Genomic DNA, 23,741 nt, shown 5'->3' with positions numbered 1-23,741 from the left:
AAATCATATAATTTCATTAATAAAAAACTATTTTTAACATAAATTAATTATAATACTAAATAATATAACATATACTATAGAGTAATCTATTAACTACAAAACGTAAATTTACAAATCATCAAATAAAAGCAGATGATTTAATTAGTTTTATAAAAATTAAATTAATACTTGAAACCTATTTTGGAGGAATATATTTAATGTCTAATTTGGAATACGCACAAGAGATTAAAAATTTAACTAAAAAACATCACGATTGGATGAAAAACAGTTTAAACTTAATTGCTAGTGAAAACATCACTAGTAGATCTGTAAGAGAGGCAATGGCTTCTGATTTATCACACAGATATGCAGAAGGATTACCAGGTGAAAGAAAATATGAAGGATGTGACTACATCGATGATATTGAACAAATAACAATTGACTTATCAGAAAAGTTATTTGGAGCAGATCATGCTAACGTACAATCAACATCTGGAGTAGTAGCAAATTTAGCAAGTTTCTTTGCATTAACTGAACCTGGTGACAGAGTACTAACCATTAATGTACCAGAAGGAGGACACATCAGCCACGCAGGAGTTAGTGCTGCTGGTGTAAGAGGACTAAAAATATCCTCACTACCTATGGATACAGACATAATGAATGTAGACATTGATAAAGCACAAGCAAAAATAAGAGATAAAGAACCTAAAGCAATAGTTCTTGGTGGAAGTTTATTCTTATTCCCACACCCTGTAAAAGAAATATCCGAAGCAGCTCAAGAAGTTGGAGCAAAAGTAATCTATGATGGAGCACACGTACTAGGATTAATTGCTGGAAATCAATTCCAAGACCCTGTAAAAGAAGGTGCTGATGTTATAACAGGAAGTACACACAAAACATTCCCAGGACCACAGGGAGGTATCATTTTATGTAAAGAAGAACTTCACAAGAAAATTGATAACTGTGTATTCCCCGGTCTAGTAAGTAACCATCACCTACACCACGTAGCAGGTTTAGGAATAGCAACAGCAGAAATGATGGAATTCGGAGAAGCATACGCAAAACAAACAATCAAAAACGCTCAAGCATTAGCTCAAGACTTATACGAATTAGGTTTCAATGTATTATGCGAAGAACAAGGATTCACAGAATCACACCAAGTAGCTATGGATGTACGAGAATACGGTGACGTATCTGACATGGCAAAAACATTACAAAACAACAACATTATATTAAACAAAAACCTACTCCCATGGGACGATGTAAACAACAGTGATGACCCATCAGGATTAAGATTAGGTACACAAGAATTAACACACCGTGGACTCAAAGAAAGTGAAATGAGTCAAGTAGCAGAATTCATTAAACAAGTAGTAATTGATGGAAAAGATGTAACTGATGATGTAACAGAATTCATGCAAGACTTCACCAAAGTTCACTACTCCTTTGATGATGGATGCGAAGCTTACGATTACATAGAATTTTAAGTAATCCTATTAACAGGGAGATATATAACATCTCCCAAAACATTTTTTTTCTATAATTAACTATTCTGGAGGTTTTTTAATTGGATAAACTATTAAAAGAACGAGTTGTCAGAATAGCTAAATTAATATTTTTCTTTTTTTTAGAAGTTTATATATTCTTTAATATAGCACCTTATTTTGATGGAATGCACATTCCTGATCTTAGAACAGCCGTTATAGTTCTATTAACCTTAGCAGTTGCTAATGCTATATTATGGCCACTAGTCTCATATATATCACTGAGTTTCATTGTATTCACGTTAGGTATAGGTACGTTTCTTCTTGATGGATTTATATTATCTTTATTATCTTTTTTTATACCGGAATTTAGTATAACCGGTTCATCAATATTCACAGTACCCCTAGTTATAGGAATTATCAATTCAATACTCTCATTTATACTTAATGTTGATGAGACAAGTACATATTACCGTTATGTTCTTAAAAAGGAAATGGAATTCAACAATAAAAATATTTCAGATAAAGATGGTTTTATCTTCCTAGAAATTGATGGATTAGCTCGTAATATTCTAGAACAAGCAATAGACAGGGGAGATATGCCAACGTTAAAAAGATGGATTGATGAAGGTACACATAAATTAACTAAATGGGAGACAGATTTATCAAGTCAAACAGGAGCATCACAGGCAGGTATACTTCATGGTAATAATAAGAATATACCAGCATTTCGATGGGTTGAAAAAGAGAATAATAATAAACTAGTATCATCAAATGGATTTGGTGATGCAACAATGATAGAAGAACGTATCTCTAATCATAATGGATTATTATCAAATAATGGTGCTAGTAGAAGTAATCTATTCTCAGGTGATGCATCAGATTACTTGTTAACATTTAGTAAACTAGGATCTATCAAGGGATTCTATTCAAAATCATGGTACTATGTATACTCTAACCCCTATTTCATTGCAAGAGTACTAATCCTATTCTTATGGGATATGTTCATGGAATTATGTTCAAGAATATATCATCCAATAAGAAATATTAAACCAAGATTATCTTTCAGAGGTTTTTTGTACTTCTTTGGTCGTGCAGGGGCTAATGTTGTAATGAGAGAAGCATCAACATTCACTCTTATTGGTGATATCTTCGCAGGACAACGTGATACAGTATATACAACATATATGGGCTATGATGAAATTGCTCATCACTCAGGTATTCGTGATTATGATGCTTTTTATGCTCTTCGTCAAATTGATAAACAATTTAGTTACCTTGAAAAAGCAATTCAATCATCAAAACGTAAATATAATCTCATAGTATTATCTGATCATGGTCAATCAGAAGGACCAACATTTAAACAAAAATTTGGTATTTCTCTTAAAGAATTAGTGGATGAACTTCTTCCTGAGAGTGTTACTATACACAGTATACTTCACTCTAACGATGACCACTTCATCGAACATTTCTCCTTAAAGGATTATGCTTCAAAAAATAGAAGAAAACTAACACATAAACTTGATAATACCTTTGATGATACACTAGACCATATAAGGGATTTCAGTGATAATGAAGTATATCAGAAATATATTACTGAAATTAAAAGGAAAAAAGAATTACTGACTGATGGTGAACCAGTTATTGACAGACTTAATGATATTGCAGAGGAGGTAGGTCTTGACATACATTTACCCCATGATGAGGTTAGTATTGAAGAAGCTCAAACAATTGTACTTGCTTCAGGAAATCTTGGTTTAATCTACTTCACAGACTGGTCTACTAGATTAACATATGAACAGATAGAAGATGCATTCCCCGGACTTATAAGCGGTTTAGCAAAACATCCAGGTATCGGATTTGTAATGGTTCATAGTGCTATATATGAAACAATCTGTTTATGTAATGATGATGTTTATTACATGGATGATGATAAATATGTTGGTGACCATTTTCTCGATAAATATGGTGAAAACATCGTCAGTCACTTAAAACGTACAGATAGCTTTGAACATGTTCCAGATATTCTTGTTAACAGTGAATATGACTCATATAATGACCAAGTATATGCATTTGAAGAGTTAATTGGTAGTCATGGTGGTGCTGGCAGTACTCAGCAAGAACCATTTATATTATATCCTAGTAATTGGGAGTTAAACGAACCTATTATTGGCGCTGAGAATGTTTATAAATTCTTCAAAAAAGAGATTAAAAATTCATGGGAGAATAAGGTGGAGAATTAATTTTTCTCCATTTTTCTTATTTTTTCTAGTATTTCCTCTGGTTTTTCTAATGTTGTTATATTTTCTATATTGTTTAGATGTTTAGCATTATCTGCATCTATTTTTCTTATGTATATTTCTATGATTTTATCAGTTATTATTGCATTTTCTGGACATTTTTTTTCACATTTTTTACAGCTTGTGCACTTTGTAGCATCTATTTTCGGTGGATGTATAGCATCTTCCGGACAATATCTGTTAGCATAACAGGGGTCATGTTTTTTACATAATTTTTTATCTATGTATGGTGGTATTTGTGTCTGTAGCAGACCTTCTTTCTGGTCTACTGGAATTATAAGTAGAGGTATTCTGCCTTTTCCTGACTGTGCTGCCACATTGGTTATAAGTGTATCTGCTATTCCATGTACTATTTTTGCTGTTGTGTTTGCTGTTGCAGGTGCTATTATTATTAAATCATACTTGTATTCTGTTATCTTTCCAGAGAATGGATAACTATACTGCTGATCTTCATCTTTTATCAGTTGATTATTCTTGTTCTTAGTGATTATATTATTTATCGTGTTAGTATACCCATATAATTGCAGTACTTCCTCTCCAGCTTTACTTGTTATTATTGTTATTTCATGTTCTTCGCTTATCTTTTCTAGTACATCAATACTTTCTTTTATAAGATGTCCTGCTCCTGTTATTGCCCATATTATTCTCATTCTTTTGTCCTCAAGGTAATTTTTGTTATTTCTGGGGGACAGTTTATTCTTAACCAAAATGTATTAGTTCCTACTCCACTACTAGTGTATTGTATCATATTTTTTACTTTGTATTTTCCTTTTGGATATTTTATGAAATTCTTTCCTCTAACAGGAGTTCCAATTTTAGGTATGCTTATTTGTCCGCCATGACTATGTCCTGATAATTGCAGTATGAATTGGTCTAATTGTGCTGTTGTATCTGCAAAGTCTGGCTCATGTACTAACATGATTGCTGGAGCATTTTTATCTAACTGTTTTTCTATCTTTTTTATATCATCTTTTCCTACAGTTACACTGTCAGCTCCTGCAATTTGTAGTTTCTTGTTATTTCGTGTGATAGTGTATACTTCATTTTCTAAGTTTATTATATTGTCTTTTTTCAGTGCTTCTTTGATTTTTTCAGGATTTGTCCAGTGGTCATGATTTCCTAGTACTGATAATGTTGCATCCTTTGATTTGAGATTTTTTAGACTTTCTTCTAATTGTGGAATGTATTTATCTGCCTGGTAGGACATGTAATCTCCTGTCATTACTATTAAATCAGGGTGTTGTTTGTTTGTTAATTTAACAATTCCATCCAATTTTTTCTGATTTATCCACTGACCTAAATGTAAATCTGTTAAATGTACTATTCGATATCCATCAAATTCTGATGGTATTCTCTTATCTTGAATAGTTAAAGGTACTACTTCATACTCATTTTCTTTAAATGTTCCCCTATTTAATTTATCGCGCGTAGTATTCATGGCTGTTTGTATTGTGCTGCGTGCAATCATGCTGTTATTTACATGTTCATCATTATTTTTTAATAGTTTCATGATTTTCACGACTTTTATCTTATTATTTAGTGTTATGTTATTTTTTTTAATAGTATTTTCGGGTAATTCAATTATGTATTTTGTATTTGATTTGTTTGGTATGTGTATCTTCCATGGCTGTAATGTTATCATTTCTTCTATCTTATCTTCTGTATTTATGTAGAGAATGTCTATTGTCTTTTTCATGAACATAGTGTGTATTGCTGAGAGGTACTTGTTTGAATTTTTTTGTTTGAACAGTAGTGGGGTAATGTTTTCTTGAAACATTAACCCTTTCATTCTTTTAACATAACTTGATGCATAATTTGTTTTTATTATAATTTGTTCATTATTTTTGTTATTTATTATAATTTTATACATAATATAATGTTATTTTATAATATATTATCATTATACAATAATTGTTTTGTTAGTTTATTAATTATTCATTGAAAATAGAATAATATAAAAGAAGCTAAAATCTCAGGTATTACCAACTAAAACTATTAAATATTTAAAAAATAAATATACTTATTATAATGGTTTGATTAAAGTAACATCATAATATAGTAAAATATTTTTTCAACAAAAATTACAATCATTAGTTTTTTTTAACAAAAATTAGAGTCATAAATCATTTTTAACACAGAAAATAAGAGGTGTAGCAATGCGCAATATAAAAATCGAAAAAGCTATAGGAAAAACAGCAGGACAAAATGAGATAGAAGTAGTAGAAAGAAAAGGAATAGGTCACCCTGACAGTATAAGTGATGGAATTGCAGAGACTGTAAGTAGAGTTTTATCACAAACATACAAAGAAAAAGCAGGACATGTATTACACCACAATACTGATGAAGTACAAATTACCGCAGGTGAATCTGATCCTAAATTCGGTGGCGGACAAATTATAAAACCAATCCAAATATTATTAACAGGAAGAGCAGCAAACGAGTTTACCCTACCAAATGGTGAAACACATAAAGTAGGAGTAGACACAATAGCTATACAAGCAGCAAAACAATTCCTAAATGATACTATTATAAACTTAGACGTTGAATATGGTACAGTTGTAGAATGTAAAATAGGACAAGGTTCAGCTGACCTAAGAGATGTATTCCAAAGACCAAACGACATACCATCATCAAATGATACATCATTTGGAGTAGGATTTGCACCATTTACTGAAACAGAAAATCTAGTATTAAAAACAGAGGAATTATTAAACAGTAAAGACTTCAAAAAACAATATCCTCACGTAGGAGAAGATATAAAAGTAATGGGTCTTCGTGAAAATGATAACATTACATTAACAATAGCAGCAGCTTTCGTATCAAAATATGTTGATGATGTAGACTCATACATTAACATGAAACATGAATTAACAGACATAGTAGAAGATTTAGCTGCAAAAACAACTGATTTAAACGTAGAAACATTAATCAACACAGCAGACGATGAAACTAAAAAAGATGAATCAGGATACTATTTAACAGTAACAGGTACAAGTGCTGAAATGGGAGATGATGGTTCAGTAGGTAGAGGAAACAGAGCAAATGGATTAATAACTCCAAACAGACCAATGTCCATGGAAGCAACATCCGGTAAAAACCCTATTAACCACGTAGGTAAAATATACAACTTACTCTCAAATGAAATAACAAGAGAAGTAGTAAATGATGTTGAAGGAGTAAAAAACATTGACATGATTATATTAAGTCAAATTGGTAAACCTATCGACCAACCTAAAACAGCAAGAGCACAAATCCAAACCGAAGATGGATACACTGTTGAAGATGTAGAAGAAGATGTAACCAGAATCATTGACAGATGGTTAGAAAACATAACTGACATCAAAGACTTCATGTTAGAAGGAAAACTCAGAACATTTTAAGTAGTATAGTTAAATAATACTTACTTAACTATTTTTTTTTTAAATATTTTTTTATAAATTCTTCATTAAAATAGAAATAAAAATATGGTGGAGAATTAGAATCCATAATGGATATATTTTTTTTATTAAATGATTATTTCACAGTATTACGACTAAGAAATCCTAATAATATTCTATAAAAAATCTTGTATGGAATCTTTTTTAATGAATTACATGGAATATCTGGATGAAATTCATTGTTAATCATATCATTATCAACCCAATACTTATTATCTAGAGGCACATGGTTATTATAGGCCATAGCTCTCCATAGATTATAATAGAATAATGCTTTTCTATCAGGACTTTTAAGACTTTTACTGTAAATACTATTATAGAATTTATTTGTTACAGCATCAATCTTCTGCTTAGTTTTCAATGGAAGACGGCCTTTTGTATCATGAGCGGTAACAAAGCATAGTTTGAAACGTTCATTATATCCCCAATTACGTAATGTCTCATCAAGATAATCTCCCACTTTATTATGTCCTGACCCGGCAGTAGTTACAACTATCATAGCTTTTTTCTTAAAAAAGTAAGGCCTATGATAAAAGTATGCTAAATGATCTATGAAATTTTTAATCAAACCTGTCACATTCAAAGCATATACAGGGCTTGTTATTATGAATCCATCACATTTCTTCATTTTTTCAACAATTGGTTCAATAATACTACTGTGAGGACAAGTAGATTCTCCTTTAGTAAAACAACTATAACATCCAATACAAGGAGGTAAATTAATATCTAGTAAATCAATCTCTTCAAATGATGCATCATTATTTCTATCTGATAAGGTGTCCTTAACTCTCTCAACAATCTTCCATGTATTTTCACGTCTAGGACTTCCATTAATAATTAAATAATTCATCTCTATGTTCACCCAATCCTATTCATTAATTATTATATTATACTTTCATGTAATAAATAGGATAATAAATGGAGAAATAGATAACAATAAAAGTTTTATGAATTACTCCTTGATTTGTATAATAAGATAAAATGGTTAGATATTATTGTTAGTACTTACAAATATATTAATGATTATAATGTCATCTATTAAATGATGAGATTATAGATATACTAAAGGGATTTATTCATTAAACACTTAAACCATAAACTCATGAATACACTTCCCAATAATTAAATAAAACATAAAAGGAGATTCTGTATGCCAATAAATGAGGTAGAACAGGGATATAATAAAGATTTAGAAAAGAAAATCGAATCATTTTGGAATGAAAATGATATATATAACAAAACAAATAAACTACGAGAACATAAACCAAGATACTCATTTCTTGATGGACCACCATATTGTAGTGGAAGAATACATTTAGGAACAGCTTGGAATAAGACATTAAAAGACGCATACTTAAGATTTAAAAGCATGTCTGGATATAGTCTAAGAAGACAAGCTGGATGGGATACACATGGACTTCCAATAGAACACAAGGTGGAAGAATTACTAAATATTAAAAGTAAACAAGAAATCGAGGAAAAATACGGAATCGATAAGTTTGTAGAAAAATGTAAAGAATTCGCCATAAAAAACAAGGAAGACATGACAAAACAATTCAAAAGTATGGGTATATGGATGGACTGGGATGATCCATACGTAACCTATGATAATGGATATATAGAATCATGTTGGTGGACATTACAACAAGCAGATAAAAATGATTTACTAGTACAGGATAAAAGAGTAATCACATGGTGTCCACACTGTGAAACAGCATTAGCAAATGCAGAAATAGAATATGGTGAACAAGAAGACCCATCAATTTATGTTAAATTCCCACTAAAAGAACAGGAATATGATGATGCAACAACATACATTCTAATCTGGACAACAACTCCATGGACAATACCATCAAACCTTGCAGTAAGTGTACATCCAGACTATCAATACAGCTATGTTAAAGTAGCTAATCCTGAAACTGGAAAAGATGAAATATTTATAATGGCTGATGAACTAATAGACACAGTCTTTGGTGACACAGAAAAAACAATACTTAAGACAGTACAGGGAAAAGAATTAGACGGTTTAGAATACAACCATCCACTAGTGGAAGAAGTAACCTTACAAAAAGAATTTAATCACAGAGTAATCCTAGGTACACACGTAACACTAGATGAAGGTACTGGTTGTGTACATACAGCACCAGGACATGGACCGGAAGACTATGAAGTATCTATAAAGAATGGAATAAAACCATTCTGTCCAGTAGATGAAAACGGATGCTACACAGAAGAAGCAGGAAAATATGCATCAAAACCAACAAGAGAAACAAATGATGAAATAACACATGATTTATACCATAAAAATGCACTACTAAAACAAGGAACAATAAACCACCGTGTAGGATTCTGTTGGAGATGTAAAACACCAATCATATATATCGCAACAACACAATGGTTCATAAAGGTAACAGAAATAAAAGACAAAATGCTAGAACAATTAGATGCAGTAGAATGGGTACCATCATGGGCTGGAGAAAGCAGATTCAGAAACTGGGTTGAAAATGCTAGAGATTGGACCATATCAAGACAAAGATATTGGGGAATACCATTACCAATATGGATATGTCCAGAATGTGGAAAGAAAATAGTAGTAGGATCCAAGAAAGAATTAAAAGAATTATCTGGCGATGATACATTAACAGGTGACTTTGTACACAGACCTCATGTAGACAACATAACAATCCCATGTGAATGTGGACATGAAATGAAAAGAGTACCTGACGTACTAGATGTATGGATAGATTCTGGTGTAGCAGGATGGGCAGCATTACATTACCCACAAAATCCATCTAAAAACTTTGACGACTGGTTCCCATACGATTTCATAGCAGAAGGACATGACCAGACAAGAGGATGGTTTTACTCACAGTTAGGATTAGGTGTAGCCGCATTTGGAAAAGCACCATACAAGAAAGTATTAATGCACGGATTTACTCTCGATGAAGAGGGTAAAAAGATGAGTAAATCATTAGGAAATGTTGTAAGTCCTGAAGAAGTAATAGAAAAGTATGGGGCAGATATTCTAAGATTCTACTTATTAGATGCTAACAAACCATGGGATGACCTCAAATTCCATTGGGAAGAAGTACAGAACTCTGCAAAACTATTCAACATACTATGGAATGTATATTATTTCTCAACAACATACATGGCACTAGATAACTTTGACCCAACAAAACACAACAAAGATGATTTAGTATTCAGAGAAGAAGACCTCTGGATAAGATCACGAGTAAACAGTCTAATAAAATCAGTAGAAGACGACATTAATGCACTAGTATTTAACAGAGCAACCGAAAAAATCTCAGATTTCATACTAGAAGATTTAAGCAGATGGTATGTAAGATTAATCAGAGGAAGAACATGGGTAGAAAGCGATGATCCTGATAAATTAGGAGCATACTACACATTATACTACACATTAAAAGATCTTATAAGAGTACTAGCACCAATAGCACCATATGTAACAGAGGAAATCTATCAAAACCTTGTAAGAGGCGTAAAAAAAGATGCACCTGAAAGTGTACACATGCTAGATTGGGTATACAATGAAAATGAAATAGACCTACAATTAGAAGAAAACATGAATTACATAAGAGATATTCTTGAAGCAAGTGCACATGCAAGAGATGTAGCTAGATTCAAATTAAGATGGCCAGTACAAGATATAACAATAGTAACCGAGAACGAATCAATTAAAAATGCAATCAACTCTCTTGAAAACGTATTACTAGAACAAGCAAACACTAAACATATAACAATAGACTCAGAACTAGAAAATGCAATAATAATAGCTAAACCAAACATGTCAATACTAGGACCAAAACTAAGAGGAGACCTTGGAAGAGTTAAAAAATACTTCGAACAAGACGAAGTTGATGGAGCAGAAGTACAGGATACATTAAACAAAGAAGGAACATACACAATATCATTCGATGATAAAGATATAACCTTAAATGAAGAAGAAATACTCTTCGAGAAAGAATTACCAGATAATCTAGTAAGCTGTGACTTTGAAGGTGGTAGTGTATACGTAAACACAGAATTAACACCAGAAATATACTCAGAAGCAATGGCACGTGAACTAATAAGACGTATACAAGATATGAGAAAAGATTTAGATTTAAATGTAGAAGCTAATATACATGTAACAGTAGAATGCAGTGATGAATTCAAAGATGCTGTAATACCACATCAAGATTACATTTCTAATGAGGTCCGTACAGATAAATTAGTATTTGAACCCGTTACTGATAATGGTTATATGAAAGAATGGAAGATTGAAGACGAACAACTTAAAATAGTAATTAAAGAATAAGAATAAATAACTAAGTACTAGTTTATAACTTAATTTATAGGTTGTATGAGTTTATGGTTTTAACTGATGATGAATTAAAATATATAGATGAAGTATTAGGAAGAAAACCTAATGAATTAGAACTAGGAATGATGGATGTAATGTTTTCAGAACATTGTTCCTATAAAAGTAGTAAACCCATTCTAAGAAACTTTCCAACAGAAGGGCCAGATGTGATATTAGGTCCTGGAGATGATGCAGGAATAGTAAGTCTAACTGATGATTATGCATTAGCTATAGGTATGGAAAGTCACAACCATCCATCCGCTGTAGAACCATATGGTGGAGCTGGAACTGGAATTGGTGGAATAGTAAGAGATATTATAAGTATGGGTGCAAGACCAGTAGTGCTCTTAGACGCACTACGATTTGGTCATATGAGTGATCAGAGGTCTAAATACATATTTGATTACGTTGTTAAAGGAATCTCAGATTACGGAAATCGTATAGGTGTTCCAACAGTAGGTGGAGAAATAGAATTTGATGATAATTTCCAATACAATCCAATGGTCAACGTAGTATGTGCAGGACTAGTAAAAAAGGATGAAATAGTTTACGGTTCAGCACCAGTAGTAGGAGATGTTTTCCTGTTAATGGGTGGAACAACTGGAAGAGATGGAATACACGGAGTAACTTTTGCATCTGAGGAATTAACTAGTAAATCTGAGATAGAAGATAGGCCGGCAGTACAAGTAGCAGATCCATTTACTAAGAAAAGAGTAATGGAAGCAACATATGAATTGCTTGATACATTAAATATTCACGGAGTAAAAGACCTTGGAGGAGGAGGACTCACATGTTGTCTATCAGAAATGGCAGACAAAGGTGGTAATGGTTCACTTATTGATTTAAATAAGATACCTCTAAGAGAAGAAAACATGACACCATATGAGATAATGCTCTCTGAATCACAGGAAAGAATGGTATTTGCTATTTCCCCAGATGATGTAGAAAAAGCATTTGAAATATGTGAAAAACACGACCTTTCTCATGCAGTAATAGGAACAATCATTGATAAAAGAGAATTCATAATCAAAGATGGGGATGAAGAAATATGTCATGCTCCAAATATCCTATTTACAGAGGCACCAATCATAGAAAGAGAGGCTAAAGAACCTGAAAAAGTAATAGAAGATGTAACTTTAAAAGATGTAAATCCACAGGAAGCACTTTTAAGCTTACTTGCATCAGAAAACATCACTAGTAAAGAATGGGTATACAGTCAATATGACCATGAAGTACAATTAAGAACAATTGTAAAACCTGGAGATGATGCAGCAGTAATTAAAGTAGACGGCGATACATCATTTACTATAGGAACAGATTGTAACAGTACTCATGTATTATTAAATCCATATGATGGAGCTGCAGCAGCTGTTCTTGAATCAATAAATAATTCTATAAGTATGGGTGGAAGACCATTAGCCTTAGTAGACTGTTTAAACTTTGGTAATCCAGAAAAACCGGAGGTATTCTGGCAATTCAAGGAAGCAGTAAGAGGTATGAGTGATGTTGCTAATAAATTTGAAGTACCATTCATCAGTGGAAATGTAAGTTTCTATAATGAAACAGAAGGTGTAACAGTAAATCCATCACCAATAGTTGGTACAGTTGGAAAATTAAATAACAACTATATTAAGACTATGACCTTCAAAAATAAGGGTGATTTAGTATTAATAATAGGAAATACTTACTCTGAACTTGATGGTTCACAATACTATAAGACAGTACAAGATATTGTGCAGGGATATCCTCCTAAAATTAGAATTGATGAAAATTATGAAACATCTATGATGATAAAAGATCTCATCAAAGAATATAATGATGACATCACAGCTGTTCATGATATTTCTAAGGGTGGATTATTAGTAGCACTATCATTAATGAGTATTAAGTCCGGTATGGGAGTAAATATTGATTTAAAAGACATACCTTGTGGTGAGGAGTTATCTTTAACTGATAAATTATTCTCTGAAACTAATGGTAGATTTATTGTTACAGTTAAAGAGGATAAATTAGAGGATATGAAATTATTATTAGAAGGTAATGTGTCATTTGCTGTTATTGGTACAGTATCTGATGATGGTTTTGTTGTAAAGGATAATGATGAGATAATTAATATTAATGTTGATGAATTAGTAAAAGCAAACACGACAACAATTGAAACACATATGGCATAAAACTTAAATTGTAATATAAAACTTATTTATTTTGAGGGTAATTCTATGAATGCATTATGGTATTATGTAATAGGATTTATAGTGGTATGGGTCTTAGCATACTTACTTAAGGATAAATATAACATAACCATGGATGGAATAGTGTTAATGCTTAAAACAGATAAGCTTAAAGACGTTATTGATAGGATTGCTAATGCTTGTCCAAGATTTTGGAAGTGGTATATGAATATATCAATTCCTGTAGGTATATTTCTGATAATATTAATGGTCGTGTCATTAGTTTGGTCGATACAGTTAATGTTTGAAACACCTACAGTTTCATTGATACTTCCAGGAGTAGATATTCCAGGGTCACCGATATACATACCATTTGCATCAGGTTTAATAGCTTTGGCAACAGTACTGATAATTCATGAAGGTGGCCATGGAATTTTATCACGTGTTGAAGGTATTAGTGTAGATTCTGTTGGATTACTTTTATTTGCTATAATCCCAGGCGCATTCGTTGAACCAAATCAGGATGAAATAGACAAAGCTAATGGTATAAGCAAGCTAAGAATATATTTTGCCGGGCCAATGTTTAATGTAGGTCTAGCAATAATAGCTCTACTAGTAGTTGCTGGAATTGGAGGATTTCTAGCAACAGAAAATGTATACACAACAGATGGTATGGAGATATCAAGTGTAGTACCAGCAAGTCCGGCAGAAGGAATATTATATGATGGAATGGTAATAACACAAGTAAATAATCAAACAACATTAAACACAACTAGTTATACAAAAGCAGTGAATAACACGCATATTGGAGACAATCTAACAATAGCAACAAATTCGGGAACATATAATGTTGTAACCGGTTCAAACCCTAACAATAGCACTAGACCATACATTGGAATAAGAACACAGGAACATAAAATAGTATCTCCAGAAGCAAGAGAAAAGTATGGTACAATATTACCAGCAATTCTATCACAACTAGAAGAATTATTCTCAATGATATTCTTCTTAAATCTTGCTGTAGGAACATTTAATTTACTTCCAATGAAACCATTAGATGGTGGACTCATACTAGAAGAGTTAATAAATATTAAAATAAGACCAGACAGACGAAAACAATTCAATGATACATTAAATCATTACACTAGAAAATTACCTATGAATATGAGATGCTGGATAAGCAGAAGATTTAACACAGTACTAAATTTCATATCTCATCATGAAATAAGCGAAAAAAAGTCTGGAGTAATGATAAGAACAATATCCAGCATAATTATGGTAATAATAGTAATGTTATTAATATATGGATTAGTACCAGGATTACTAGACCTATTATAACATTAACTAATATTCACCACCTTTTTTTCTTTAAATAAAATTGATACTATTTTTTCATAATTTATTATCCAATACTCTAAACTATAATTATAAGACAAGGAACTAACAAATTAAAAAATGAACAATATAATATGATTGATGAAGGTGCTTATATGAGTAATAAAATGAATATTGTAGGGATAGGTCCTGGAGCAAGAGAATATTTAACATTAAAAGCATTAGACGTAATTGAAAACTCAGATGTACTTGTAGGTAGTAAAAGATCATTAGATTTATTTAATAATACAAATGCAGAAATGGTAGTACTAGAACCAAGAGACATACCAAAAACTATAAAAAAAGCAGTATCATATCTAGAAGAAGGATTCACAGTAACAGTGTTATCCACAGGAGATCCAGGATTTTCAGGAATGTTAAAAACAATTAAAAAATTATCACCTAATACAAAGGTCAACGTATTACCTGGAATAAGCTCAATACAACTAGCAGCAGCAAAACTAGAAATACCATGGGATACAGCAAATCTCTTAACAATACATGGTGGAAAAGCACCAACAGAAGATTTACTAGACAAGTTAGATAACTCTAGACCAAATATAATACTACCTAATAGACATATTAGTGAATTAGCAGAATACTTGATAGACCATGGATTTAGTCCAGAACATGGAATTACAATATGTGAGAAATTAAGTTATCCTGATGAACAAATAGTACATATAACATTAGAAGAGGCAAAACAAATGGACTTCGGTTATATGTGTGTAGTGGTAATCTAAAATAATAATACACTGATAACTCACCTTATTTTTTTTTTAATAACCTTTTTTTTACATTCAATTAAATGAGTATATTATTAAACTATTAAAAAGATATATTTATTTATTATATAATTCAGTTTTTTTTTCAATTTACTGGAAAATTTTTCACATGAATTTTTTCATGATGAATTAATTATTATTTTTATTAATTTATTAAGTATAATTAGATTATACTATGAATAAAATTTTTGATTAAAATTAGAAAGGAGATCAGATATGCTACAAATAGCAGTAACGGGAAAACCAAATGTAGGTAAATCATCATTTTTTAATTCAGCAACATTATCAGAGGCAGAAGTTGCTAACTATCCCTTCACAACAATCGATGCAAATGCAGCAATAGCATATGTAACAGATGAATGTCCATGTAAAGAATTAAACCTTACATGTAATCCAAGAACAGGAAAATGTGAAGATGGTACAAGATATATTCCTGTAGAATTAATTGATGTTGCAGGATTAGTTCCAGGAGCTTATGAAGGAAAAGGTTTAGGTAACAAATTCCTTGATGACCTTAGTCAGGCAAGAGCATTAATACATATCATTGATGCTTCAGGGGGTACTGATGAAGAAGGAAATCCTTGTGAACCAGGAAGTCATGACCCATTAGATGACGTTAATTTCCTTAAACATGAAGTTACAATGTGGGTATATTCAATACTAGAAAGAAATTGGCCAAGACTCATAAGAAAAGTAATGTCAGAACATTTAAACTTTGCTAAAGTTATAGCTGACCAATTAAGTGGTGCTGGTGTTTTATTAGATGATGTAATTGAAGCAGAAAGAATAATGGATGACCAATATGATAAATGGGAAAAAGAAGATATCCTAAAATTCCTCGATAAATTACTTGAATATGCAAAACCTATCATAATTGTTGCAAACAAAATAGACACACCACAAGCAGAAGAGAATATAAGAAGATTACAGGAACAATATGAAAAAGTAATTCCAACAAGTGCAGAATCAGAATTAGCACTAGTAAATGCTGCTAAAGCAGGATTAATTAAATACAAAAGTGGAGAAGACCATTTTGAAATACTAGCAGAAGATAAATTATCTGAAAAACAGAAAATGGCTTTAGAATACATTGATGAGAATGTACTAAAAAAATATGGTTCTACAGGAATACAGAAAACAATAAACACAGCAGTATACGATGTATTAAAACAGATAGTTGTTTACCCAGTAGAAGATGAACATAAATACTCAGACCAGAAGGGTAATATATTACCAGATGCACTGCTAATACCACAGGGATCAAATCCTAGAGATTTAGCATACTGTATCCACACAGATATTGGTGAGGGATTTACACATGCTATTGATGCAAGAAAGAATATGAGGATAGCAAGTGATCAAGAACTAAAACAGAATGATATTATAAGTATTATCTCAAATAAGTAAAATAGTTCAAGGAAGTATAATTCATGAAGACAATAATATATCCAAATAATGAAACTGATTTAACAGGATATGAAAAGATTAATTCAGATGAAATAATAATCTATGATAAAACTGGAGACATAGAAACAGATCTTCCAAAAGAAAGCTCACTAGAAATATTTTCCAATGCAGATAATATTATATTCACACAAAACTGTATAATAAATGGAGAATATGATATAACACCACTAAAAGAAGCATGTACTGAGATAAGAGATAGTATACGTGAAGATGCAGTAATGATTTTTGACACAGTAGTACCACCAAGGACAGTATATAAAATGTCAAAAATAATCGATGAATATGAATTAATTCCTGATATAAACCTAGCCTACACAACAAAAATAACAGAAAATGTCAGGGTAGCTGCTGGAAAGAATGAAACTAGTCTAGAAAGAACAATTAATCTATATGAGAATAGGGGTGATGAAATAAAGACAGTAAAACATATTCAGTCAGCAGAAATAATACCAATACTACAATCAGCATACAGGGATACCTTAATAGCACTGTCAAATCAGACAGCAATATTATCAGAGGCACTTACAGTTGATTTAATAGAAGCAATAGATATGGCAAATTTGGATGAAAATGTTAATTTATTATATCCTCAGCCAGTGTTAGATAATAAAACAATTAGAAATTCTGAAGAAATAGTTAAATTAGCAGATGAGTATGGTGAAGCATCACAGTTATCTGAGACAACAAGAAGTACTAATAATTATGTAGCATATCATATGGCTTACATGGCTGAGAAGGAATTATACTTAAAAGAACATCTTGCAATGTTTGAGACCACAGTAGCAGTATTGGGAGTAACAAATGATGATACATTAAAAACCGAGAAAGATAATGCATCATTAATATTAATAGATGATTTTGTAAGCAGGGATGTTGAAGTCTGGGTACATGATGATAAAATATCTGAAGAATTAATTGAACAACACGGTGCAAAGAAAATAACATTAGATGAAGCATATGATGCGGATTGTATTATTATAATGACAGATAATCCTGAATATAAAAATATAGACCCTGAAAAAGTAGAGAAAGTAATAATAACAGCACTACCACTACTGGACTCTGAAAAATTCAAAGATAAAGAATATAGTAGCGTAGGTCAATACAGATTAAAGAAGGGTGAAATGTTATGATACATCCAAGACCAAGCCCAATAGCAGCAGCATTATATACATTACGAGACCTTGAAGTCGATGTTATAATAATGCATGGACCGGCAGGGTGTTGCTTTAGAACAGGAAGACTCCTGGAAGATGAAGGAATAAGAGTACTCACAACAGCAATGAGTGAAAATGACTTCATTTTCGGTGCAAAAGAAAAATTAACTAACACTATCAAAGAAGCATATGAAGCATTCCACCCTGAGAATATGGGTATAGTTGGAACATGTGCAAGTATGATTATTGGGGAAAACATGAGAAAAGCTGCAAAAGAAGCAGATGTGGATTGTAATATTATTGTAGTAGAAACTCACGGCGGATTTGATGCAGGAGATAATACAGCTGGAGCAATACTAACATTAAAAGCAGCAGAGAAATCCGGAATAATAAGTAAAGAAGAAGTTGAAAGACAATCTGCAATGTTAAGAAAAGCTACAGAACTAGAAAAAACAAGAGGAATGGCTAAAGGAGAGTACATAAAACCTGACTATGGAGATAACAAAGTTCAAGTAGCTCAAAAAATAATTCAGGCATTAGATGATAATAAAAAAGTAACAATAGTATTAAATGCAAAGAAAGAGACAAGTTATCTCTTTGCTGATATAATGACAATACCATGGACAAAAATATATCCCGAAAACACACCAACATTCATATCAAATACCGATGAAAAAGTAGGATTACCTTACATAAGACATCATGCGGAAGAAGTAAACCGAACTATAGATAAACAAATAGATTATACAACAGGTGGACTGGATGAATACCCCGTAACAGGAATAGAAGCAGAAAAAATCCTTAAAGAATTAAATTCTAATATAACAATAATACTAGGAGTTCCACATGCTGTAGATCCAAAAGAAATACCCGGAAAAACAATAGCTGTAACGGATGGTCCAAGATTAGCTAAACCCTTAAGAGAATTAGGATTTGATAATGTAATAACAGAATTAGATGCTCATTCAAAAACACTAGGTTCAAAAACAATAGTAGAATCAGAATTTGCATCAACTTTAAGAGGATTACTTGAATAAAGAAAACAAGCTTCAAAGTAGAAAACCAAAATAATAATAGATATAACTTTTAGATATATAATTAATATAATTTTAGTACAGGTGACATGATTGAATATAGTAATAATAGGTGCAGGTGCTGCAGGTTTAACCACTGCATCTAATATAAGAAAATATGATAAAGAATCTCAGATAATAGTATTTACAACTCAGAAAAATGTAGCTTATTCTCCATGTGCAATACCATACGTAATTGGGGGACACATAGACAGTTTTGATGATATTATAATGCACAAACCCGGAGAATACATGCGTAAAAATATAAGAATAATGACAGAGACTAAAGTAGTCCAAATAAATAATGATATAACTGAACTAGTATACGAGGATAAAGATGGTAATAAACAAAACCTAAAATATGACAAACTCGTAATAGCAACAGGTGGAAAACCATTTGCACCACCAATTCCAGGAAAAGACCTTCAAGGAGTATTCAAAGTAAGAACAGTAGAAGATGGACAACAAATTCTCAACTACCTAGACAACGTTGAAAACGCAGTATTAGTTGGTGGAGGAGCTATAGGACTAGAATTAGGTACAGAATTAGCTCACAGAGGATTAAATGTTACAATAGCAGAAATGGTACCTCAACTATTCCCAAGATCATTTGATAAAGAAATGTCTGATAAATTCCAGGAATACTTAGAAAGTAAAGGTGTAACAGTATTTACAGGTTCAGCAGTTGAATCAATCAATGGTGAAACAAAAGTAGAATCTGTAACAATAGATGGGGTTGAAAGACCAGCAGACTTAGTTATATTATCAACTGGTGTAAGACCACAAACCGAATTAGCAGAGAGTATTGGTTGTAAAATGGGTAAATTTGCAATAGAAGTAAATGATCATATGGAAACATCTGTAGAAAATGTATATGCAGTAGGAGATTGTGTTCAAGTTGTAGATGCTATAACTGGAGATATAACATTATCACCTCTTGGAACAACAGCAGTAAGACAAGGAATCATCCTAGCAAAACACTTAACAGGTCATGACATATCATTTAAACCTGTACTAAATTCAACAGTATCCCAAATAGGACAAATGGAAATGGGTGCAGTAGGATTAACACAACAAGCAGCTGAAAAAGCAGGAATAGACGTTGTTGTAAGTGAAATAGACACATTATCCAGAGCAAGATACTACCCAGGAAGTAAACCATTACACATTAAACTAGTTTCAAAATTAGATGGAACCATTATAGGCTGTCAAATGTTTGGACAAGAAGCTGTAGCAGAAAAAGTAGATACAATGTCTGTTATAATACTACAAAAACTCAAATGTGATGAAGTAGTATCAATGGAATTCTCATATGCTCCACCAGTATCTATGGTTGTTGACCCTATTGCTCAAGCTGCAGAAGACTGTCTTGAACAATTAGAAAAACTATCACCAAAAGTAACAGAAGAAGTTTCAGAAGCAGAGGATGTAGAAGCTACACCTGAAGAAGAAGTAGAGGAAACCTCTGAAGAAAAAGCAGAAGAAACAGTTTCTGAAGATGAGGAAAGTTTTACACAATACCTTAGAAATCAAGGTTTAATAGAATAGATTTTAATTTCAAACATAATCTATTCTCCTATTTTTTTATATTCAAATCTAATTTTTATTCTTAAATTAATTGCTTGTAGCTATAATGATAAATAATCTTCATGAAATACAAGGGATAATAAGTGTTTTTTTTTAATGAATATAATACTAAGTAATCATGAAATAATAAAGGAGATTACTACTTTTGATTATTTTTTCTGAGTTATACAATCTAACTATTTTTACTTTCGAAATTCTTGAATAGAAATTAATTAGTTTTACTGGAATTATCTAAAAATTGAAAAAATAGAATTAACAAGTAAGATTGTCTTAATATCCTGTTCAACAGGATATAAAATAAGTTTAATTTACAAAAACAAAAATGATATTTTTTTTTAAAAAAAGGGGAGTTTAGGAAGATAAATATAGAACAAAATTATTCTTTATTTACTTTAGAGTATTCTGCACCTTGAATATCGTGGTATTTTACCATACCAATCATTTCTCTTTGATCTATACCTTTATCATCAAATGATACATTTTCTTCATTGTATAATGCAAATGGAGATTCTTTTGTGATAACTTTCATAGATCCTTTGTGTAATCTTACTTCAACAGTACCAGTTACTCTTCTTTGCATGTGGTCGTTGATTACATCTAAATCTTCACGTAATGGTTCGTTCCAATGTCCGTTGTATACTAGTTCAGCATATTTTTGGCTGATTTTTTCTGAGAATTTAATTTCTTCTCTACTGAATATTAATTTTTCTAGTGCTTGATGTGCTGTTATGAGTAATAATGCACCAGGGGTTTCATAGTTTTCTCTTGATTTAAGACCAATAATTCTGTCTTCAATCATGTCTATTCTACCAATACCATTATTTCCTGCTATTTCATTTGCTTTTCTTATGAGAGCTACTGGTGCTAATTCTTCATCATCAATTTTTACTGGTTCACCATTTACAAATTCTATTTTAACAATTTGTGGGGTGTCTGGTGCTTCTGTTGTTGATTTGGTCCATGCATATATGTCTTCAGGTGCTGCTGTTGCAGGGTTTTCTAGTAATCCACCTTCTATTGATCTTCCCCAGAGGTTTTCATCTATACTGTATATTTTCTCAGATGGGAGAGGTATTCCATGTTCTCTTGCATAATTTTGTTCTTCTGTTCTGGTGAGGTTGTAATCTCTTACTGGAGCTACAATGTCAAGGTCTGACTCTGATCTGATTGTTGCTTCGAATCTGAATTGGTCGTTTCCTTTACCAGTACATCCGTGTGCTATTGTTGTTGCACCTTCTTGTTTTGCTATTTCAACAATTTTTTTTGCTATTAATGGTCTTGCAAATGCTGTGCTTAATGGATATCCTTCATATAATGCATTTGTTTTTATGCATCTGAATGCATAATCTTTTGCAAACTCATCTTTTGCATCTATTGTGAAATGTTTTGCTGATCCTATTTTTTTTGCAGCTTCCTCGGGTCTTTTTATTTCGTCTTCTGGCTGTCCTACATCTACGCATGCGGTTATTACTTCCATGTCATATTTTTCTTCTAATAGTTTTACACATACTGATGTATCTAATCCACCACTGAATGCTAATACAACTTTGTCCATTTTTTCACCTTTAATTATTTTGTCTTAGTTAATAGATTTCATTACTGTTTTCATGAGAATCCTATTATAATCTTAAATTATTAATTTTTTTTAGAAAAATTAATGTATTATATATTAATATATTACCTTAATTTGTAATAATAGTTTTTATATTAAATGATTATTCTATAGATATTATTTTTATGAGGGTATTAGCCTTCTTTTTTGTAAAAGATAATATACTGTTTTTAACAATATTATTAATTAAGGAAGATATTATGTCTGATAAATTTGAGTATAATCTTATAGATTCAGAGACGAAGGGGGATATTTTCAATAATCCTGTTATCAAGAATTATTTTAATAATGAAGGGTTTACTGAGAATAATGCTTTAATGAGATATGTTTCTGAAACTCGTAAGGGATCTATCGTGTATGATGTGGGAACAGGTAATAAGAGTTTAATGATTATTGCCGGTGTTCATGGGGATGAATTAGCACCGCAGATAGCTGTAATCAAATTCATGGAGGAAATACTCAATGGTGAATGGAATTTAAGATGTAAATTATATATTGTTCCATTTCTTATTCCTAAGGCTACTATGCAGAATACACGTTTTCTTGATTATAAGGATATGAATAGACAGGCTACTAATAGTGGTATAACTAAGTATATTATTGACTATGCTTTATCTCATAATGTTGTAGGATTGTGTGATTGTCATTCTACAGACCCTAATAAGAAACCAGGATATAATAGCGTGTTTTGTTCTATAAGACCCTTAGTTGAAAGTTCTATGATTGCAAGATATATTTGTAAAAATACAAATTCCCGGTTATTACCAGTTTATATGGCAGGATCTACTATTATGGGTTCTGTTGAGGATGAATCTAATCTCAGAGGTATTCCATCAGTTACATGTGAAAGTGTATCCCCTGTATGTAAAATTGATCCGAGTGGTGTTGCTGAATCATATAATCAGTTGATTTCATTTTTAAATTATTTTAAAGTTATATAGGTGTTTAT

General features: G+C 31.6%; 16 protein-coding genes. 12 read left to right on the top strand and 4 right to left on the bottom strand.

The features are described from left to right. The first annotated feature begins 197 nt into the window (after positions 1-197). Both glyA and OTK55_RS02340 read left to right on the top strand, forming a co-directional pair. A complete protein-coding gene (gene glyA, locus OTK55_RS02345; RefSeq protein ID WP_274870362.1) occupies positions 198-1,466 on the top strand; it encodes a serine hydroxymethyltransferase in 1,269 nt (422 codons plus the stop codon). A gap of 80 nt (positions 1,467-1,546) precedes the next feature. Then, complete coding sequence (locus OTK55_RS02340) at positions 1,547-3,706, top strand: phage holin family protein (RefSeq protein WP_274870361.1); 2,160 nt, start codon at positions 1,547-1,549, stop codon at positions 3,704-3,706. Here OTK55_RS02340 and OTK55_RS02335 read toward each other — a convergent pair. After that, a complete protein-coding gene (locus tag OTK55_RS02335) occupies positions 3,703-4,413 on the bottom strand; it encodes a flavoprotein (protein ID WP_274870360.1) in 711 nt (236 codons plus the stop codon). The two genes, OTK55_RS02340 and OTK55_RS02335, sit on opposite strands and share 4 nt — an antisense overlap. After that, complete coding sequence (locus OTK55_RS02330; protein ID WP_274870359.1) at positions 4,410-5,633, bottom strand: metallophosphoesterase; 1,224 nt, start codon at positions 5,631-5,633, stop codon at positions 4,410-4,412. The genes OTK55_RS02335 and OTK55_RS02330 overlap by 4 nt, the downstream gene beginning before the upstream one ends. A 286-nt stretch (positions 5,634-5,919) precedes the next feature. Here OTK55_RS02330 and OTK55_RS02325 point away from each other — a divergent pair, with 286 nt between their 5' ends. Next, positions 5,920-7,143, top strand: a complete 1,224-nt coding sequence (locus OTK55_RS02325) for a methionine adenosyltransferase (RefSeq protein WP_274870358.1) — start codon at positions 5,920-5,922, stop codon at positions 7,141-7,143. Between the two features lie 133 nt (positions 7,144-7,276). On the opposite strand, the gene OTK55_RS02320 is transcribed toward OTK55_RS02325, so the two are convergent. Next, on the bottom strand, positions 7,277-8,050 hold the full coding sequence (locus OTK55_RS02320; RefSeq protein ID WP_274870357.1) for a flavodoxin family protein: 774 nt from the start codon (positions 8,048-8,050) through the stop codon (positions 7,277-7,279). 300 nt (positions 8,051-8,350) lie between these two features. On the opposite strand from OTK55_RS02320, the gene ileS reads away from it, so the two are divergent. From ileS to OTK55_RS02280, 8 genes are all read left to right on the top strand, one after another. Continuing rightward, positions 8,351-11,521 carry an isoleucine--tRNA ligase gene (ileS, locus tag OTK55_RS02315; protein ID WP_274870355.1) on the top strand — a complete coding sequence of 1,057 codons (3,171 nt, stop codon included), beginning with the start codon at positions 8,351-8,353 and terminating at the stop codon, positions 11,519-11,521. A 53-nt stretch (positions 11,522-11,574) separates the two neighbouring features. Next, on the top strand, positions 11,575-13,740 hold the full coding sequence (gene purL / locus OTK55_RS02310; protein ID WP_274870354.1) for a phosphoribosylformylglycinamidine synthase subunit PurL: 2,166 nt from the start codon (positions 11,575-11,577) through the stop codon (positions 13,738-13,740). Positions 13,741-13,785: 45 nt separating this feature from the next. After that, positions 13,786-15,075 (top strand): site-2 protease family protein, encoded by a 1,290-nt coding sequence (locus OTK55_RS02305; protein ID WP_274870353.1) that lies wholly within the window; start codon positions 13,786-13,788, stop codon positions 15,073-15,075. A 152-nt stretch (positions 15,076-15,227) separates the two neighbouring features. Further along, positions 15,228-15,854 carry a cobalt-precorrin-7 (C(5))-methyltransferase gene (locus OTK55_RS02300; protein ID WP_274870352.1) on the top strand — a complete coding sequence of 209 codons (627 nt, stop codon included), beginning with the start codon at positions 15,228-15,230 and terminating at the stop codon, positions 15,852-15,854. A 258-nt stretch (positions 15,855-16,112) separates the two neighbouring features. After that, positions 16,113-17,303 carry a redox-regulated ATPase YchF gene (locus tag OTK55_RS02295; RefSeq protein ID WP_274870351.1) on the top strand — a complete coding sequence of 397 codons (1,191 nt, stop codon included), beginning with the start codon at positions 16,113-16,115 and terminating at the stop codon, positions 17,301-17,303. Positions 17,304-17,326: 23 nt separating this feature from the next. Continuing rightward, on the top strand, positions 17,327-18,496 hold the full coding sequence (locus OTK55_RS02290) for a UDP binding domain-containing protein (protein ID WP_274870350.1): 1,170 nt from the start codon (positions 17,327-17,329) through the stop codon (positions 18,494-18,496). Next, positions 18,496-19,557, top strand: a complete 1,062-nt coding sequence (cfbD, locus tag OTK55_RS02285) for a Ni-sirohydrochlorin a,c-diamide reductive cyclase catalytic subunit (protein WP_274871744.1) — start codon at positions 18,496-18,498, stop codon at positions 19,555-19,557. The genes OTK55_RS02290 and cfbD overlap by 1 nt, the downstream gene beginning before the upstream one ends. Positions 19,558-19,647: 90 nt before the next feature. Next, positions 19,648-21,141: an NAD(P)/FAD-dependent oxidoreductase gene (locus OTK55_RS02280; RefSeq protein ID WP_274870349.1), complete on the top strand. Its 1,494-nt coding sequence runs from the start codon at positions 19,648-19,650 to the stop codon at positions 21,139-21,141. A gap of 415 nt (positions 21,142-21,556) precedes the next feature. Here OTK55_RS02280 and OTK55_RS02275 read toward each other — a convergent pair whose 3' ends face one another. Continuing rightward, complete coding sequence (locus OTK55_RS02275; RefSeq protein ID WP_274870348.1) at positions 21,557-22,735, bottom strand: argininosuccinate synthase; 1,179 nt, start codon at positions 22,733-22,735, stop codon at positions 21,557-21,559. Between the two features lie 257 nt (positions 22,736-22,992). Between OTK55_RS02275 and OTK55_RS02270 the strand changes: the two genes are divergently transcribed. Beyond that, positions 22,993-23,733, top strand: a complete 741-nt coding sequence (locus tag OTK55_RS02270; protein ID WP_274870347.1) for a succinylglutamate desuccinylase/aspartoacylase domain-containing protein — start codon at positions 22,993-22,995, stop codon at positions 23,731-23,733. Positions 23,734-23,741: the final 8 nt, after the last annotated feature.

This window comes from Candidatus Methanosphaera massiliense, assembly GCF_028890305.1.
GTDB lineage: Archaea > Methanobacteriota > Methanobacteria > Methanobacteriales > Methanobacteriaceae > Methanosphaera > Methanosphaera massiliense.
Note: the sequence above shows the minus strand (reverse complement) of the source record. Positions and strands in the feature narration are given on the sequence as shown.

What these genes read in the sequence shown, in the direction of transcription:
- glyA (WP_274870362.1), top strand. Translation starts at nt 198, where the DNA reads ATGTCTAATTTGGAATACGCACAAGAGATTAAAAATTTAACTAAAAAA.
- OTK55_RS02335 (WP_274870360.1), bottom strand. Translation starts at nt 4,413, where the DNA reads ATGAGAATAATATGGGCAATAACAGGAGCAGGACATCTTATAAAAGAA.
- OTK55_RS02330 (WP_274870359.1), bottom strand. Translation starts at nt 5,633, where the DNA reads ATGTATAAAATTATAATAAATAACAAAAATAATGAACAAATTATAATA.
- OTK55_RS02325 (WP_274870358.1), top strand. Translation starts at nt 5,920, where the DNA reads ATGCGCAATATAAAAATCGAAAAAGCTATAGGAAAAACAGCAGGACAA.
- OTK55_RS02320 (WP_274870357.1), bottom strand. Translation starts at nt 8,050, where the DNA reads ATGAATTATTTAATTATTAATGGAAGTCCTAGACGTGAAAATACATGG.
- ileS (WP_274870355.1), top strand. Translation starts at nt 8,351, where the DNA reads ATGCCAATAAATGAGGTAGAACAGGGATATAATAAAGATTTAGAAAAG.
- purL (WP_274870354.1), top strand. Translation starts at nt 11,575, where the DNA reads ATGGTTTTAACTGATGATGAATTAAAATATATAGATGAAGTATTAGGA.
- OTK55_RS02305 (WP_274870353.1), top strand. Translation starts at nt 13,786, where the DNA reads ATGAATGCATTATGGTATTATGTAATAGGATTTATAGTGGTATGGGTC.
- OTK55_RS02300 (WP_274870352.1), top strand. Translation starts at nt 15,228, where the DNA reads ATGAGTAATAAAATGAATATTGTAGGGATAGGTCCTGGAGCAAGAGAA.
- OTK55_RS02295 (WP_274870351.1), top strand. Translation starts at nt 16,113, where the DNA reads ATGCTACAAATAGCAGTAACGGGAAAACCAAATGTAGGTAAATCATCA.
- OTK55_RS02290 (WP_274870350.1), top strand. Translation starts at nt 17,327, where the DNA reads ATGAAGACAATAATATATCCAAATAATGAAACTGATTTAACAGGATAT.
- OTK55_RS02275 (WP_274870348.1), bottom strand. Translation starts at nt 22,735, where the DNA reads ATGGACAAAGTTGTATTAGCATTCAGTGGTGGATTAGATACATCAGTA.
- OTK55_RS02270 (WP_274870347.1), top strand. Translation starts at nt 22,993, where the DNA reads ATGTCTGATAAATTTGAGTATAATCTTATAGATTCAGAGACGAAGGGG.